The 16,380-nt window shown below is 72.4% G+C and carries 15 protein-coding genes; 6 read left to right on the forward strand and 9 right to left on the reverse strand.

Annotated elements, in window-relative coordinates; all coding sequences use genetic code 11:
- Window positions 1-78: 78 nt before the first annotated feature.
- Window positions 79-2,367 (reverse strand): molybdopterin oxidoreductase family protein, encoded by a 2,289-nt coding sequence (locus ACWD10_RS25150; protein WP_451094672.1) that lies wholly within the window; start codon window positions 2,365-2,367, stop codon window positions 79-81.
- 142 nt (window positions 2,368-2,509) lie between these two features.
- Complete coding sequence (locus tag ACWD10_RS25155) at window positions 2,510-3,154, reverse strand: TetR/AcrR family transcriptional regulator (protein ID WP_451094830.1); 645 nt, start codon at window positions 3,152-3,154, stop codon at window positions 2,510-2,512.
- A 235-nt stretch (window positions 3,155-3,389) separates the two neighbouring features.
- Here ACWD10_RS25155 and hmgA point away from each other — a divergent pair, with 235 nt between their 5' ends.
- The 3 genes from hmgA (at window position 3,390) to ACWD10_RS25170 (ending at window position 6,899) form a co-directional block, all read left to right on the forward strand.
- A complete protein-coding gene (gene hmgA / locus ACWD10_RS25160; protein ID WP_451094674.1) occupies window positions 3,390-4,742 on the forward strand; it encodes a homogentisate 1,2-dioxygenase in 1,353 nt (450 codons plus the stop codon).
- A gap of 33 nt (window positions 4,743-4,775) precedes the next feature.
- Entirely contained in the window at window positions 4,776-5,525 is a 750-nt protein-coding gene (locus ACWD10_RS25165; protein ID WP_451094676.1) for a GntR family transcriptional regulator, read from the forward strand.
- A gap of 135 nt (window positions 5,526-5,660) precedes the next feature.
- Entirely contained in the window at window positions 5,661-6,899 is a 1,239-nt protein-coding gene (locus ACWD10_RS25170) for a type ISP restriction/modification enzyme (protein ID WP_451094678.1), read from the forward strand.
- On the opposite strand, the gene ACWD10_RS25175 is transcribed toward ACWD10_RS25170, so the two are convergent.
- Window positions 6,881-7,702: an ABC transporter permease gene (locus ACWD10_RS25175; protein WP_451094680.1), complete on the reverse strand. Its 822-nt coding sequence runs from the start codon at window positions 7,700-7,702 to the stop codon at window positions 6,881-6,883. The two genes, ACWD10_RS25170 and ACWD10_RS25175, sit on opposite strands and share 19 nt — an antisense overlap.
- Before the next feature lie 38 nt (window positions 7,703-7,740).
- A complete protein-coding gene (locus ACWD10_RS25180) occupies window positions 7,741-8,448 on the reverse strand; it encodes a TetR/AcrR family transcriptional regulator (RefSeq protein WP_451094682.1) in 708 nt (235 codons plus the stop codon).
- A gap of 64 nt (window positions 8,449-8,512) precedes the next feature.
- On the opposite strand from ACWD10_RS25180, the gene ACWD10_RS25185 reads away from it, so the two are divergent.
- Genes ACWD10_RS25185 through ACWD10_RS25195 form a run of 3 tightly spaced genes read left to right on the forward strand, consistent with a single transcriptional unit; the run spans window position 8,513 to window position 11,542 of the window.
- Window positions 8,513-9,454 carry an ATP-binding cassette domain-containing protein gene (locus tag ACWD10_RS25185; protein WP_451094684.1) on the forward strand — a complete coding sequence of 314 codons (942 nt, stop codon included), beginning with the start codon at window positions 8,513-8,515 and terminating at the stop codon, window positions 9,452-9,454.
- Window positions 9,451-10,242, forward strand: coding sequence for an ABC transporter permease (locus ACWD10_RS25190; protein WP_451094686.1), 792 nt, complete (start codon window positions 9,451-9,453; stop codon window positions 10,240-10,242). Before ACWD10_RS25185 ends, ACWD10_RS25190 begins: the two co-directional genes overlap by 4 nt.
- Window positions 10,243-10,297: 55 nt before the next feature.
- On the forward strand, window positions 10,298-11,542 hold the full coding sequence (locus tag ACWD10_RS25195; RefSeq protein WP_451094688.1) for a CaiB/BaiF CoA transferase family protein: 1,245 nt from the start codon (window positions 10,298-10,300) through the stop codon (window positions 11,540-11,542).
- A gap of 55 nt (window positions 11,543-11,597) precedes the next feature.
- On the opposite strand, the gene ACWD10_RS25200 is transcribed toward ACWD10_RS25195, so the two are convergent.
- The 5 genes from ACWD10_RS25200 to ACWD10_RS25220 form a co-directional block, all read right to left on the reverse strand.
- Entirely contained in the window at window positions 11,598-11,873 is a 276-nt protein-coding gene (locus tag ACWD10_RS25200; protein ID WP_451094690.1) for a hypothetical protein, read from the reverse strand.
- 255 nt (window positions 11,874-12,128) lie between these two features.
- Complete coding sequence (locus ACWD10_RS25205; protein ID WP_451094692.1) at window positions 12,129-12,938, reverse strand: SGNH/GDSL hydrolase family protein; 810 nt, start codon at window positions 12,936-12,938, stop codon at window positions 12,129-12,131.
- Between the two features lie 290 nt (window positions 12,939-13,228).
- Window positions 13,229-14,533, reverse strand: a complete 1,305-nt coding sequence (locus ACWD10_RS25210; RefSeq protein WP_451094694.1) for an ABC transporter permease — start codon at window positions 14,531-14,533, stop codon at window positions 13,229-13,231.
- A complete protein-coding gene (locus ACWD10_RS25215; protein ID WP_451094832.1) occupies window positions 14,530-15,276 on the reverse strand; it encodes an ABC transporter ATP-binding protein in 747 nt (248 codons plus the stop codon). Before ACWD10_RS25215 ends, ACWD10_RS25210 begins: the two co-directional genes overlap by 4 nt.
- 5 nt (window positions 15,277-15,281) lie before the next feature.
- Window positions 15,282-16,364 (reverse strand): efflux RND transporter periplasmic adaptor subunit, encoded by a 1,083-nt coding sequence (locus ACWD10_RS25220; RefSeq protein ID WP_451094696.1) that lies wholly within the window; start codon window positions 16,362-16,364, stop codon window positions 15,282-15,284.
- Between the last annotated feature and the right edge of the window lie 16 nt (window positions 16,365-16,380).

Consider the following 16,380-nt stretch of genomic DNA (forward strand, 5'->3'; position numbering starts at 1 on the left):
GTTAGGTCGCCACGACAAGCGTTAACAAGATGTTGACCCGCGAGCAATAAGCGCAAAACTCCAGGTCACGAGCTTTTGCTAGCTCGCGGAGGGTCCGGCGGGCGGGCCCGCGGGCGCGACGATCACCGGCACGCCGTTGAGCACGGCCGTGCCGGAGACCGGGTCGATGAGGGCGCCGTCGGCCAGCTGGTTGCTGTTCACCCCGGGGTGGGCGGCGGCCACCGACATCCGGGTGCCGGGGCGGTCGTGGCCCCAGCCGTGCGGCAGGCTCACGACGCCGGTGCGCACGGCGTCGGTGACCTCGGCGGGTGCCGTCACCTCTCCCCCGTCCCCCTTGATGCGTACGGTCGCGCCGTCGGTGACGCCGAGCCGGGCGGCGTCCCCGGGGTGGATCTGGAGGGTGCAGCGGTTCGAGCCGCGGTTGAGCGCGGGGACGTTGTGCAGCCAGCTGTTGTTCGAGCGCAGATGGCGGCGGCCGACGAGGACCAGACCGGCGTCGCTCCCGTTGACGGCGGCGCGCACGCGTGCGGCGCTGAGCCGGGGCAGGTCGGCGGCGAGCGGCGCGGGGAAGAGCTCGATCCGGCCGCTGCGGGTCTTCAGCGGCTCCGGCAGCCGGGGGCGGAGCGGCCCGAGGTCGATGCCGTGCGGGTGGGCGAGCAGCCGGTCGAGGGTGAGGCCGTCGGGGTCGGCGCCGAAGCCGTCGCCGTACGGGCCGAGGCGCAGCATCATGTCGAGCCGCCGCTCGGTGCCGCTCTCGCCGGTCAGCTCCGCGGCGAGCTCCTTGGGGTCGCGGCCGTGCACGGGCGTGTGCGCGGCCTGGACGGCCTTGCCGAGGGTCTGGTCGACGACCAGGTCGTCCACGGCCGCGGGCGACGCGCCGTGCATGCCGCTGGCGGCGAGGACAAGCCGGGCGAGGATTTCACTCTCGGCCATCCGGCCGTTCTGGAGGGGTACGGCGGGCCGGGTGTAGCGGACCTGGTTGCGGATCGCCAGGGCGTTGAAGGCGAAGTCGAAGTGCGGGCTCTGGGCGGGCGGCGGCGGGGGCAGCACCACGTGCGCGTGCCGCGAGGTCTCGTTGAGATACGGGTCCACGGAGACCATGAAGTCGAGCTGCTCCAGGGCCCGTTCGAGCCGTAGCCCGTCGGGCGCGGAGAGCACGGGGTTGGCCCCGATGACGATGAGGGCACGCAGCCGCCCCTCCCCCGGGGTCTCGATCTCCTCCGCGAGCGCGGTCATCGGCAGCTCGCTCTTCACCTCGGGGTATCCGCTGACCCGGCTGGCCCAGCGGCCGAGCGTGAAGCCCTTGCCGGGTCCGGCGGGGCGCGGGAAGTCGGAGGTGGCGGAGAGCGGGAAGAGGGCACCGCCGGGCCGGTCGAGGTTGCCGGTCAGGACGTTCAGGACGTCGACGAGCCAACTGGCGAGGGAGCCGAACGCGACGGTGCTGGTGCCGACCCGTCCGTAGACGGCGGCGGTGGGCGCGGCGGCGAGCTCGCGTGCGAGGCTCCGGATGGTGTCGGGCTCGACGTCGCACGTACCGGAGACGGCCTCGGGCGTGAACTCGGCGAGCGCGTCCCGGAGTTCGTCAACGCCCTCGACGTGCCCGTCCAGTACATCCAGTTCGGTGAGCCCTTCCGCGAAGAGCACCTGAGCCATGGCGGCGAGCAGCAGCGCGTCGGTGCCGGGCCGTACGGCGATGTGCCGGTCGGCGAGTTCGGCGGTACGGGTGCGGCGCGGGTCGACGACGGTGAGGGTGCCGCCGCGCTTGCGGAGCGCCTTGAGGCGCCCGGGGAAGTCGGGGGCGGTGCACAGACTGCCGTTGGACTCCAGGGGGTTGGCGCCGAGGAGCAGCAGATGGTCGGTGCGGTCCAGGTCGGGCACGGGGATGGCGAGCGGGTCGCCGTAGAGCAGTCCGCTGGAGACGTGCTTGGGCATCTGGTCGAGCGTGCTCGCGGTGAACAGGCTCCGGGTGCCGAGCGCGGCGAGCAGTACGGGTGAGTAGAGCAGGCCGGCGACGCTGTGCACGATGGGGTTGCCGAGGACGACGCCGACGGAGCTCGGGCCGTGCTCCTCGACGATGGGGCGGAGGCGGGCGGCGATCAGGTCGAACGACTCGTTCCAGGTGGCCTCTCCGTGCACGGCTTCCGCGGCTTCCGGCGTACGGCGCAAAAGGGGTGCCGCGAGCCGGTCCGGGTCGGCGTCCAGCTCCCCGAACGCGGCGCCCTTGGGACAGATGAAGCCCCGGCTGAAGACGTCGTCCCGGTCGCCCCGGGCTCCGGTGACGCGGGTGCCCTCGATGGTGAGGGTGAGTCCGCAAGTTGCTTCGCAGAGGGGGCAGATGCGCAGGGCGGTGCGGGTCTCGCGGGACACGGGGCCTCCCAGGGCGGCGGCGTCGGTCGACGGGCTCGGTGGCCGAGCATACCGACCGGTCAGCTTGTCACCAATAGCCCGTCCGGTGTTTGAGGACGACGCCCTTCATGGCGGACAAGGGGGTCTGGGGGCTTGCCCCCAATTACGGGAAGGGGCGGGGCTGGGGCTGGGGCTGGGGCTGGGGCTGATCGAACGTCCGCGCCAAGTACGCGTGCAGCAACTCCCGCGTCTCCGCGATCAGTTCCGGGTCCCCGGAAGGCGCCGCGCGGAAGGCCAGGTGCAGGAGGGCGTCCGCGGCCTCCACGCTGACCAGGAGCGAGCGGCGTAGGCGGGCGTCCAGGGGGCGGCCGAGGTGGGTGGTGAGGAGTGCGCCGAGGCGGTCGGCGACCACGTGGTTGGCTTCGGCCACGCGGTCCGGGGCACCGAACTCGATCAGGCCGAAGCCCGGCACCGTGCGCTTCATCTCCAGGTACTCGTCGAGCGCCGCGTCGACCGCCGTGCGCCAGTCGTCGTGCGGCACCTCGGCGATCCGCGCGGTGATCCGGCGCGCGAACCGGTCGAGGTTGCGCTCCGCGAGCGCCTCGGCCAGGGCGCGCTTATTGCTGAAGAAGCGGTAGACGGAGCCGATCGGGACGCCCGCGCGGTCCGCAACGGCGCGGGTGCTCAGGTCGTCGTAGCCGACCTCGTCCAGAAGGGCTGCGCAGGCGTCGAGGATCCGGGTCAGGCGCTCGGCGCTGCGCCGCTGCACGGGTACGCGGCGCAGGCCCGCGGACCGGGGGCTGCTGATTCGGGGCACGGGCCCATCATGCCGCCGATCTCCGACCCCGATCCACGCCGCGTCAGCCGCCACCACACCCACCGCCGCACTCCCACGCCCCGCCCCACGGCCACCCCGCACCCCACCAACCACCGCCCCGATCACCGCCGTACGGGCGAACGGCTCCGGCCCGTGCCGTTGACGGACACCCTCGGTAATCCTACGGTTATCCATAGGATTCCAATAGAGGCAGCGGGGAGCGACCATGAGTGGCACCGGGCACGTCGGCATCGAGCAGGCGCGGAAGACGGCGGAGGGGCTTGCGTACCTCTCCGGTTTCGGGAACGAACACAGCAGCGAGGCCGTGCCGGGCGCGCTGCCCGTTGGCCGGAACTCGCCGCAGCGCGCACCGCTCGGCCTGTACGCGGAGCAGCTCAGCGGCACCGCGTTCACCGAGCCCCGGGCCGAGAACCGCCGCTCGTGGCTGTACCGGATCCGCCCCTCGGCCGCGCACCCGGCGTTCACGCGCGCGGACAACGGCGCGCTCCGCACGGCGCCGTTCACCGAGACCGTGCCCGACCCCAACCGCCTGCGCTGGAACCCGCTTCCGGAGCCCGCGCCGGGCACCGACTTCGTGGCGGGCCTGTGGACGCTCGGCGGCAACGGCGACGCGACACAGCGCTCCGGCATGGCCGTGCACCTCTACCACGCCAACTCCCCCATGGAGCGGCGGGTGTTCAGCGACGCCGACGGCGAGCTGCTCATCGTGCCCGAGCACGGCGCGCTGCTCCTGCGCACCGAGTTCGGGCTGCTGCGTGCCGCGCCGGGCGAGGTGGCGCTGATCCCGCGCGGGGTGCGGTTCCGCGTCGAGCTGCTCGACGGCACCGCCCGCGGCTATGTCTGCGAGAACTACGGGGCACCGTTCCGGCTCCCCGACCTGGGCCCGATCGGCGCCAACGGGCTCGCCAACGCACGGGACTTCCGGGCTCCCGTGGCGGCATACGATGAAGACGCGGCCGTGGAGGGCGAGGTGGAGGTGGTCAACAAGTTCTGCGGCAACCTCTGGACCGCGACGTACGACCACTCGCCGCTCGATGTCGTCGCCTGGCACGGCAACCACGTCCCGTACGTCTACGACCTGCGCCGCTTCAATGTCCTCGGGACGATCTCGTACGACCACCCGGACCCGTCGATCTTCACGGTGCTCACCTCGCCGTCGGACACCCCGGGGCTCGCGGGCCTCGACTTCGTCGTGTTCGCGCCGCGCTGGCTGGTGGGCGAGGACACGTTCCGGCCGCCGTACTTCCACCGGAATGTGATGAGCGAGTACATGGGCCTCATCGAGGGCGCGTACGACGCGAAAGCGGAAGGCTTCGTCCCGGGCGGTGGCTCGCTGCACAACATGATGTCGGCGCACGGGCCCGACCGGGAGACCTTCGACAAGGCGTCCGCGGCCGAGCTGAAGCCGCAGAAGATCGACGACGGGCTTGCGTTCATGTTCGAGACCCGCTGGCCGGTGACGCTCGCGCCGCAGGCCGCGGACCCGGAGAAGGCGCCCCACCTGCAGACGGGTTACGACGATGTGTGGCAGGGTCTCCAGCGTCATTTCCGGTCGTAAGACGGAGCAGGTACAAAACGGAGCGGAGCAGCTGTGACCGCCTTTGCCCCGGACTCGATCGTCCTGAACCGTAAGTTGCCGCTGTGGTACCAGGTGTCGCAGTCGCTGCGCGCCTCGATACTCGGCCGCTCGCCCTCCGCGCCGCTGCGGCTGCCGACCGAGGAGCAGCTCGCGGGGCACTACGGCGTGAGCGTGCTGACCATGCGGCAGGCGCTCAAGGAGCTCGAGGACGAGGGTCTGATCAGCAGGCACCGGCGGCGCGGCACGTTCATCGAGCCGAGCGCCGAGCGGGGCGCGCCGGTGCGGCTGCTCGGCTCCGTGGACGCGATCGTGGCGCAGCAGTCGGGGATGCACACCCGGCTGCTCGACCACGGCTCCGGGCCCGCGCCCAAGGACCTCGCCGAGTACTTCCCGGACGACGCCGAGGTGGCCACGTACCACCGGCTGCGCAGCGACGAGAAGACCGGTGAGCCGACGAACCACGCGCGCAACTGGGTACGCCCCGCGATCGGCGCCCGCATCGACCCGGCCGACCTGGAGCGTTGGCCGATGACGAAGGTGCTGCGGGACGTGGTGGGGGTGCGGATCAGCCGCATCACGGACACGGTGGAGGCGCGGCTCGCGGATCCGGAGACGGCGTCGCTGCTCGACGTGCCGTTGCTGAGCCCGATCCTGCACTACACGGGGGTGACGTATGACGAGGAGGGGTGCGTCCTTGATGTGGCGCGGATTCATTATCGGGGGGATCGGTTTTCGTTCACGGTGACGCTGGATGCTCACTGAGGCCGGTCTTTTTATCCCCAGTCCCGCCCCTTCCCGGCTGTGTTCAATATGCGGCTGACGCCGCGTGGGGGGGCTCCGCCCCCAGACCCCCGCTCCTCAAACGCCGGAGGGGCTGAATCATGGCCAGCGCCTACGATGCTGACCGTGACGACGCATGCCGACTTCGTTGACGCGCCGCTGCTCGAAGACCTGCTGCCGTGGTCGGTCGCACCCCTGCGGCTCGGCCGCAGCTGGCCGCTCGGGCCGGACGCCGCGTCCCTCAAGGCCCGTTGGGCGGCTTTTGTCCGGGCCCGTGGTGACGAGCGGGCCGCACTGCTTCGTCCGTCCCGTTCTCGTACGGTGACCAGCGCCGTCGGCCAACTCCCCGGGCAGTCCGGCGGGACCGGTCCGCTCGCCGAGGAGGACGGGCCCTGCCCGGAGCCCGTGCGCGTGGTGCACGGGCCGTTCGACGAGCAGTGGCTGATACCCGACCACCGGCTGATCGACGCGGCCCGCCCCGAGCTGTGGCGGGTCGCCGGACCGCACCAGCTGTTCCTGGTCGAGCCGGGCCACGTGCCCGAGGCCGCCGCCCCGACCCTGTCGGTGACCGCGCTGCTGCCCGACGGCCACTCCCCTGCCGGGCGCCCCGGCCGCATCCGCCCGCTGTACCGGCGCCCCGGCGGCGAGGAGCCCAACCTCGCGCCCGGACTGCTCGGACTCCTCGGAGAGCGGCTCGGCCGGACCGTACCGGCCGAGGAGCTGCTCACCTGGGTCCTGGCGACGGCCCGCCGCACCGGCGGCGCGGAGTTCCGGGTGCCGCTCACCGCCGACCCCGACCTGTGGGGGCACGGCGTACGGCTCGGGCACCGGCTGCTGTGGCTGCATCTGCGGACCGGGGAGCGGCCCAAACTGCCCGGCGGGCGCCGCCCGTACGTCCGCGCGGCGCTCCCGGCGCGCCCCACCGAGCTGCTCTACGACCGCGAGGACGAGACCCTGCACGTGGGCGAGGGCCGGATCTCCCCGGTGCCCGCGGCCGCCTGGGACTTCCACGCGTCAGGTGTACGGGTACTGGAGCTGTGGTTCGCGCGCCGTGCCTGGCCGGGTCCGGATGCGGAGCCGGGCGAGGGCCGGGCCGACGGCCTGGACACGATCCGGCCCGCCGCCTGGCCGCAGGCGTGGACCTCGGAGCTGCTCGAACTGATCACCGTACTCGCGCTGCTCGCCGAAGTGCGGCCGCAGCAGGAGGAGTTGGCGCGCGCCGCCGCGGCGGCCCCGCTCCCCGCGAGCGCCCTGCGGCGGGCCGGGGTACTGCCCGTACCGGCCGCGGCGCGCCGCCCCGCCTCGGTGCTCGACCACCACGAGGAGGGGCCTGGCGGTCAGTTCGCGCTGCTCTGAGCCGCCGTCGTCCCGGTCTGCTCCGGCTCGATCCGGTGCAACCGCCCGCGGGCGACGAGTTCGAGGCAGACGGCGACCGCGATCGCCTGGACGGCCATCAGGGCGACCAGGACGAAGAGTTGGACCGCGCCCGCCTGGACCGGTGACGCCCCGCCGAGGAGCATGCCGACGAACGCGCCGGGCAGCGTGACCAGGCCCACCGTGCGGGTCTGGTCGAGCCCGGGCAGCAGGGCGTCGGAGGTGGCGGGCCTGGCGACCAGGAGGCGGGCCTCGGGGTCGGTCAGGCCGAGCGCCATGCCCGCCTCCACCTCGCCCTTGCGGGCGTGCAGTTCGTCGAGGGCGCGGCGGCCCGCGAGCACGGTGGCGGTCAGGGCGCCGCCGATGAGGATGCCGGTGACGGGGATCAGGGCGATGCCCTTGAGCGGTACGAGTCCGGTGAGCAGCAGCGCGACGACCACGGGCGCGACTGCGGTGCCGATCGGCAGCGCGGTCCACCACCAGCTGCCGTTGGCGGTGATGCGGCGCCCCGCGGTGCGTACCGCCACGGCGTACATCAGGAGGAGAAAGCCGAGCAGCAGGGGTACGGAGCGCACCACCCAGCCGATCAGCAGGGAGACGGCGGCCAGTTGGGCCGCGGCCCGCACCCCGGCCACGGCGATCTCCCGGGCCCGGCCGCGGCCCTCATCGGGCGCGAGGCGGGCCAGGGCGGCCACGGTCGCGGCGACGACGAGGAGGGCGGCGAGTACCGCGCCCAGGGTGAGGTTGACGGGGAGGAGGGTGGCGGAGGCGGCGTACTCGAGCACGCGGTCACCCTAACCAGCCGACCGCACCCGCCCGTCCGCTACGCGAACCCGTCGAGCAGCCGCTCCACGGTCCGCTCGAACGCCTCGTCCGGGTCCGGAGGTGGCGGCCCCTGCGCGAGCAGCGCGGCAAGCCGGGGATAGGAGCCACCGGCGACCTGGCGCCGCAAGTACGCGCCCCGTACCGCCTGTTCCTGTTCCTCGGTCCACGGCAGGGAGCGGCTGCGTTCGGCGATGGCCAGTTCGTTGGCGACGGAGATCATGGCCGTGCCGTTGACCATCGCGATCAGTTCCATCTTGGTGCCGCCGGGTGCGTCGAGGGTGTCCAGGCACGCCAGGCAGTGTTCGAGGTAGCGCAGGGCGTTGGGGCTGTAGCCGTACACCGTGGACATGACGCGGGTGAGCCAGGGATGGCGGTGCAGGATGCCGCGGGTCTGGCGGGCGATGCCGCGCATGTCGGCGCGCCAGTCGCCGCTGGGTGGCGTGGAGAGGTCGTACTCGCCGCTGACCGCGTCGACCATCAGCTCGTACAGGTCCTCCTTGCGCGGCACGTAGTTGTAGAGCGACATGGTGCCGCAGCCGAGTTCGCCCGCGACGCGGCGCATGGAGACCGCGTCGAGGCCGTCGGCGTCGGCGATGCGGACGGCCGCCGCCGCGATATCGCTCCTGCTGTACGCGGGTTTCGGGCCGCGGCCCGTGCGCTCGGGGCGCGCCCAGATCACTTCGGGTTCGGCCGCTCGGCCCGCCATTGATCATCACCTCGCCCACCATCCTAGTTACGTACAGCGTACGAAGTGAGGTACGGTGGGCCGCATGACTTCTACGTACGCTGTACTTAGTGAAGGTCTGGACAAGCGCTTCGGCCGCGTCCATGCCCTGCGCGGGCTCGATCTCGCGGTCCCCGAGGGCTCGGTGTGCGGACTGCTCGGGCCTAACGGCGCGGGCAAGACGACCGCGGTCCGGCTGCTCACAACGCTGCTCGCGCCGGACGCGGGCAGTGCGCGGGTGGCGGGGCACGATCTCGTACGGGAGGCCGATGCGGTACGCCGCCACATCGGTGTCACCGGGCAGTACGCCTCCGTCGACGCGGATCTCACCGGCGCCGAGAACCTGCGGCTCTTCGCGAAGCTGCTGCGGGCGCCGCGCGCACGGGCCGCCGAACTCCTGGAGCGTTTCGGGCTCGACGGCGCCGCCGACCGGCCCGCACGCACCTATTCGGGCGGGATGCGGCGCCGTCTCGACCTCGCGGCGAGCCTGATCACCCGGCCGCGGGTGCTGTTCCTGGACGAGCCGACCACCGGGCTCGATCCGCACAGCCGCAACCAGATCTGGGACTCCGTACGGGAGCTGGCGGAGCAGCGCACGACCGTGGTCCTCACCACCCAGTACCTGGAGGAGGCCGATCAGCTGGCCGATGACATCGTCCTGATCGACGAGGGCCGGGCCGCGCACCGCGGCACGCCCGCCGAGCTCAAGGCCACGATCGGCAGCTACGCACAGGCGGTGGTCACCGACGCCTCCGCGCTGCCCGCCGCGGCCGCGGTCCTCGACCGCCTGACCGGAGCGGAACCGGTGCTCGACACGGAGCGCCGGACCGCCGCCGCCGTCTGCCTCGACCCCACGCTCACCCTGCCCCGGCTGGTCCGTGAACTCGACGCCGCGGGCGTGCCGTTGGCCGATGCGAGCCTGCGCCCGCCCACCCTCGACGAGGTGTTCCTGCGCCTCACCGCACGTAAGGAGACGATCGCCGCATGAGCGCCCCCGGGACCCTGGTCCACGACACCTCCGCCGTGTTCGGACGCCATCTGCTGCGGGTCCGGCACGCGCCCGCCATCACCGTCATGACGCAGGCGATGCCGATCGTCTTCCTGCTGTTCTTCGGGTACGTCTTCGGCTCCGCGGTCGCCATGCCGGGCGCCGACTACCGGGCCTTCCTGGTGCCGGGGCTGCTCGTCGCCACGGCGGCGGGTGGCCTCATGAACGGGATGTTCGCCGCTGCCCAGGACTCCCACCGGGGCGTCATGGACCGCTTCCGCACCCTGCCGATGCGCCGGGCCGCCGTTCCGGTGGGGCAGGCCGTGGCCGATCTGCTCGTCTCGGCGGTCGGGATGGTGCCGCTGCTGCTCGTGGGGCTCGCGATGGGCTGGCGGATCGAGGGCTCCGCGCTCCGAGCGGTGGGCGCCTTCGGTCTGCTGCTGCTCTTCCGGTTCGCGACCACCTGGGTCGGGATTCTGCTCGGGTTGGCCTCGCAGAGCGAGGAGGCGGCCGGGCAGCTGGGCAGCGCGACGTTCATCCTGCCGCTGCTGTCCAACGCGTACATCCCCACCGACAATCTGCCGTCCTGGCTGCGCACGGTCGCCGAGTGGAACCCGATCAGCGCGGTGACCACGGCGGTGCGCGACCTGTTCGGCAACGCGCCCGTGCCCGAGGGCGCGGCCTGGCCGGTCACGCATCCGGTGGCGGGGGCGGTTGCCTGGTGCGCGGTCCTGATCGCGGTGTTCGCACCACTGGCCGTCCGGCGGTACGCGACCGCCGGTCGGTAGCGTGCCGCCGGGTGGGGATGACAAAGCCGTCACCTGGGGTTCATGATCTCGAGGCATGCAGATACGTCCCCTGGCCTCGCAGCCACTCCCCCTGGACGGCATCACCGTCGTCGCCGTCGAGCAGGCCGTCTCCGCGCCCTTCGCCACCCGGCAGCTGGCCGATCTCGGTGCCCGGGTCATCAAGGTGGAGCGCCCCGACGGCGGCGACTTCGCCCGCGGGTACGACACCGCGGCCGGCGGGCTCGCCTCGCACTTCGTGTGGGCCAACCGCGGCAAGGAGTCCCTGGCCCTCGACCTCAAGGATCCGCGGGGGCTCGAGGCGATCCGCCGCCTGATCGCGGACGCCGATGTGTTCGTGCAGAACCTGGCGCAGGGCGCGGCGGCCCGGCTCGGCCTGGACGCGGCGAGCCTGTGCGCCGCGCATCCGCGCCTGGTCGCGGTGGACATCTCGGGGTACGGGGCGGGCGGGCCGTATGCCGACAAAAGGGCGTACGACATGCTGGTGCAGTGCGAGGCGGGTCTGGTGTCGGTGACCGGGACCCCGGAGCAGCCGGTGAAGGCGGGGATTCCGGCGGCCGATATCGCGGCGGCGATGTACGCGTTCTCCGGTGTTCTCGCGGCGCTCCTGCGGCGCGGCACGAGCGGGCGCGGCGGTCCGGTGGAGATCTCGATGCTGGAGGCGCTCGCCGAGTGGATGGGGCATCCGCTGCACCACGCGATGCACGGGGGTGAGCCCCCGGCGCGCACCGGCCTGGCCCACGCCGTCATCGCGCCGTACGACGCCTATCCGACGGCGGACGGGGCGCGGGTGCTGCTCTCCGTGCAGAACGACCGGGAGTGGCGGCGCCTGGCCGAACTGGTCCTGGAGCGGCCGGAGTTGGCGGATGACCCGGAGTACGCCACGAACGCGGCGCGGACCGCGCACCGCGCGGCCGTGGACGAACTGGTCGCGAAGGCGCTCGCGGGGCTCGACGCGGACACGGCCCTTGGACGCCTGGAGGCGGCGGGGATCGCGTGTGCGCGGCTGCGGGATGTGACGGAGGTCGCCGCGCATCCGCAGCTGGCGGCCAGGGAGCGGTGGCGCGAGGTGGATTCGCCGGTGGGGCCGCTGCGGGCGCTGCTGCCGCCGGTGACGCTGCCGGGCGGGGCCGAGCCGGTGATGGGGAGGGTGCCGGGGCTCGGGGAGCACTCGGAGGCGTTGCTGCGTTCCGTGGGGATGCGGGACGCGGAGATCGCGGCGCTGCGCCGGGACGGGGTGATCGCCTGCGGCGAGGCCACGGACCGGAGGCGGCGCGGGTAGGCAGGTACGGAAGTGTGGCCCGCGGGTGCGGGCCCACTTGGTCTTGCTCTACCGCTCAGCGGCCGCCGAAAAGGGATCGGGTCAGCCTGCGAAGCGGGGCGAAGAGCGAAACCCTGCGCACACGGGCCCTGTGACCGGTGGCCCGGTGCTCGTGCGCCACCTCACGCGTCGTCAGCTCACGCATCAGCGACGTCGCCTCGGCCGTCTCGCGCTGCGGCACGGCGGGACCGCCGAGCACCGCGAGATGGCGGTCGAGGCGAGAGCTGGTGGCGTTGCTCCCGCAGGTGATGGCAGGGACTCGCGCCCTGCTGCGCACTGTTATCTGTTCCATGGCTCTCCCCATACTTCAGCCCACCCCCGGAAGGGCACCCGGCCCGGGCAGGTTAACCCTATCGCCCTTGAGAGACACCCGGGTATCCCGGCCCTGTGATTCACCTACCCGGGGAAGTCGACCTCACTCTCCGAATACGACTGATCCCAGGGCGAGTTGACCACTGACGGGGACATGCCGCAAGAGCGCCCGGCACTGTCGGAGGGCCCGGACCGCGTGGGGCGGCCGGGCCCGCCGAGCAGCTCGCCGTCATACTCAGGCGGCGCTGTTGAACGAAGGCAGATAGCCACCGGACTGGCCGCTGGCGGTGGGGTGGTAGGACTCACCGAGGTTGCCCCAGTTGACGCTGTGCAGCCAGGAGTCGCCGGAGCAGATCTCGTGGCCGGTGAAGGCGGGGACGACGTCGGCGAAGGCGAAGCCGTGGTCGGCGGCGCGCTTGGCCGTGGCGGCGTTCAGGTGGTCGGCGCCACCGTTGATGGCCGACCGCTTCGTCTCCGACATGCCCACCGAGCAGCTGCCGTTGAGCTTGTAGAAGCGGGGGTAGCCAAGGACGACGACGCGGGCGTTGGGGGCCTTGGACTTGATCGCGGAGTAGGTGGAGTCGAGCTTTCCGGGCAGGGTCGTGTCGACATAGCGTTTTGCCTCTTCGACCCGGGCCACGCAGGCGCTGTCGGACGACGTCACACAGGTGATCATGACGTCGGCGAACCCGGCGTCATTGCCTCCGACGGTGATCGAGACGAGCGAGGTGGCGGACGAGAGCGGCCCCAGCTGTCCGTTCACCACATCACCCGTACGAGCGCCGGAACATGCGGTGAAGGCAAAGGACGAGGGGGAGTTGGCGGCCGCCCAGAGGGCCGGATAGGCGCGGGTGCTGCGCTTGCAGTCGCCGCTGCCACTGTCGTAGTTACCGGCCCCGACGCCCGAGGAGTAGGAGTCGCCGAGGGCCACATAGCTCTCGGCGGCGCGCTGTTCGGCGGATTGAGCCGGTCCCGCGGAGGTGAGCGCGAGACCGGCGGCCAGGAGGAGTGAGGAAGCGTATGCCGTGATTCGGGATAATCTCATGGAACCTCCCTTAGCAGGATCACTGCCACATCCGTGGTAGCACGCACCGGTAGCAACTAGCGGTGTCCATGCCAAGGAGCTTCTGGACAGAGACCTTCACAGCCAGCGGGTTTGAACTGCCGTCAGCCCGATGGACGATCAGATCGCGGGCATGCCCGAGCACGCCCGAACAGATCGGGAGCGGATCGGGAGCGGATCAGGAGCAGATTGCGCACAGATACGCCGTCGTCGACGGTCGGCTGACGGACCATCGACGACGGCGTATCAGGCAGCGATCGTGAGGGGCGCCCTCAGGCCGCGTGCAGTGCCAGCGTCGGGGAGAGGCGGGCCGCCCGTACCGCCGGATAGAGACCCGCGAGGGTGCCGATCGCCAGCGTCGCGCCGAAGCCGCCCGCCGCCGCCCACGGCGGCACCACCCACGGCAGCCCGCCCGACGACGCGTACACCGCCGTCGCGGCTGCCCCGAGCGCCACGCCCACGGCGCCGCCGAGTCCGGAGAGCAACAGCGACTCCGTTACGAACTGGACGCGGATATGGCCCTTGGTCGCGCCGAGCGAGCGGCGCAGGCCGATCTCGTGGCGGCGCTCCAACACCGAGATGATCATGGTGTTGGCGACGCCGACCCCGCCCACCAGAAGCGCGATCCCGCCGAGCCCGAGCAGCAGCGTGCTGAACGTGCCCTCCGTCGCGGCCCGCGCCTGTAGCGCCGCGGACGGGTCGCTGACCGCCACTCCGGTCGGGTTTCCGGGATTGACGGTACGGGCGAGGAGGTCCCGGACCTCGTCCACGGTGCCGTCGGCGGAGCGCTCGTAGATCGAGGTGGGGTGGCCGTCGAAGCCGAGGTACCGTTCGGCGGCGGCCCAGCCGACCAGGGCCGAGCGTTCGACCTCCGGGGCCAGCGGGAGCGGGGCGAGGATGCCCGTCACCGTGAAGTAGCGGCCGCCGATGAACACTTGCTGTCCGGGTTCGGTGATGCCGAGGCGCTGGGCCGTGAGGTGGCCGAGGACGACCGCGGGGTAGCGGCCGGTGGCGCCGTTCAGCCAGGAGCCGTCGCGCATCGTGCCGCGCAGCGTTTCCAGGAGCTCGCCCCGGGCGGCTTTGACCGTGATGCCGTTGGTCTCGTCCTCGTCGATCTTCTCGCTGCGGCGCGCCGTGTGGTCGAGGTCGCCGGTGGCGCCGACCTTCTCGACGCCCTCGATCCGGCCGACCATGCCGGGGGCGGTCTTCGGCAGCTTGTTGTTCTGCCCGGAGAACAGTTCCTCGCCGGGGGTCACCACCAGCATGTCGGTGCCCAACGCTTCCAGTTTTCGCAGGAGTTGGGCCTGGCTGGAGGCGGAGATGCCGACCACCGCGACCATGGTGGCGATGCCGATGGCGATGCCCAGGGCGGAGAGCACCACCCGCATCGGCCGGGAGCGGAGCCCGGGGGCGCCGACGTGCAGCACATCGCGCGGGGCCAGCCGGGCGGGTGACAGCCGGTGCCGCACCCGGCCCGCGCTGGCTCGCTCGTACCGTCGTACGGGGCTCGGCAGATCGCGCCGCACGCGCTCGTTCTCGAACGCCGGACGGGCTGAAGCATCCTCTTCGGTGCTCATGCGGACACCCGCCCCGGCTCGGAGCGCGCCGCGTGGTCCGGGTCGCCGACCGTCCGGCCGTCCCGGAGGCGTACCTGGCGCGGCAGCCGGGCCGCGATCTCCGTATCGTGGGTGATCACGGCGATCGTCGCGCCGTCCCGGTTCAGACCGTAGAGGAGCTCCATCACGGCCTCGCCCGACACCGAGTCGAGAGCGCCGGTCGGCTCGTCGGCGAGCAGCAGGTCGGGCTCGCCGACGACCGCGCGGGCGATCGCGACGCGCTGCTTCTGCCCGCCGGAGAGCTCGTGCGGCCGGTGGCCCATCCGGTCCCCGAGCCCGACCCGCTCCAGGGCCTCGGCGGCCCGGCGCCGCCGACGGGCCCGGGACAGGCCCGAGTAGAGCAGCCCCTCGGCGACGTTGTCCCGGGCGCTGATGCCGGGCACCAGGTGGAAGGACTGGAAGACGAACCCGATGTGCCGGGCGCGCAGTGCGGACAGGGCACGGTCGGAGAGCACGGAGATGTCGTATCCGGCGATCGCGACGGACCCGGCGGTGGGCCGGTCGAGGGTGCCCACGATGTGCAGCAGCGTCGACTTTCCGGAACCCGACGGTCCGACGATGCCGAGCAGTTCCCCCTCCCCCACGGTGAGGTCGACACCGCGCAGGGCGGCGACCCCGCCGGCGTACTCCTTGGTGACACCGCGCAGTTCGACGACGGGGCGCGGGGCGTCGTGCGGGGTGCTCATGGCGTGCGGGGTGCTCATGGTGCTCATAGCTTGGGCACCCCCACCTTCATCCCGGCGTGCAGCCCGGAGCCGCTGATCTCGACCCGGCCCTGCCCGAACATGCCAAGCTCGACCGGGACTTCGCGGGTCTTGCCGTCCTTGACGACCTGCACCCCGAAGCCGCCGCCGGGCAGGGCGAGCAGCGCGTTGACCGGCACGGACAGGACGTCCTTACGGGTCTCGCCGGTCAGCTGGACCGTCACCGGGGACGCGTCGGGGCCCTTGACCTTCGCCGAGTCGTCGAAGCTGACGGTGATTTTGATCTTGGGCTTGTCGTCTCCGCCGCCCTGCTGCTGATCCTTTTCGGGTGTGCTGCCGACCGAGGAGACCTTGCCCTTGGCGGTGCCGCCGCCGGGGAGCAGGACGGTGACGCGGGTGCCCTTCTTCGCCATGTCCGCCTGGCTGACGTCGAGCTTGAAGGTCACGACGCGCTCGTCTCCGGTGACCGTGAGGACGGGCTTGCCCGGGGCGAGTTCGTCGCCGGGCGCGGCCTCGGCCTGCCGCACCCGCAGCGGGCCGGGCGCGAAGGCGATGGCGTCCTTGCCGAGCTCGCCGGTGCGCTTCGCGCCGTGGTCCTTCTGCCAGCGCTTGACCGCGTCGGCCGTGCCGGGCGTGAACTGGTCGTCGAGCGCGAGCTGAGCCCCGTATCCGAGCGCCTTCAGATTCTCCTTGAGCAGGCCTACGTCGTCGCCCTCGTCGCCCTCCTTCATCGTCCGGTACGCGGGTGAGGTGCCGTAGAGGAGGCGTACGGGCTTGCCGTTGACCTCGTAGAGGACCTCGCCGCGGCGGACCGTGTCGCCCTCCTTCGGGACCTTGGTGAGGGTGCCGGGCGCCCCCGCGTTGACCTTGCGCTCCTTGGCGTGCCCGAGGGTGCCGTCCGCCTGGACGGTGTTCTTCAGATCGCCCTTGGTGATCGGCGCCGTCTCGGGCGGGAGCCCGGCGCTGCGCTGCTGCCCGGCGGTGCCGGTGTCGCCGCCCGGCCGGGCCTGGGTGACCGCGAAGCCGCCACCGGCCAGGGCCACGACGACGACCGCCGTGGCCAGGCCCCATGTCTTGCGTGCTGCCATCAGTGGACCCCGACCC

The organism is Streptomyces sp. NPDC002851 (genome assembly GCF_053591935.1).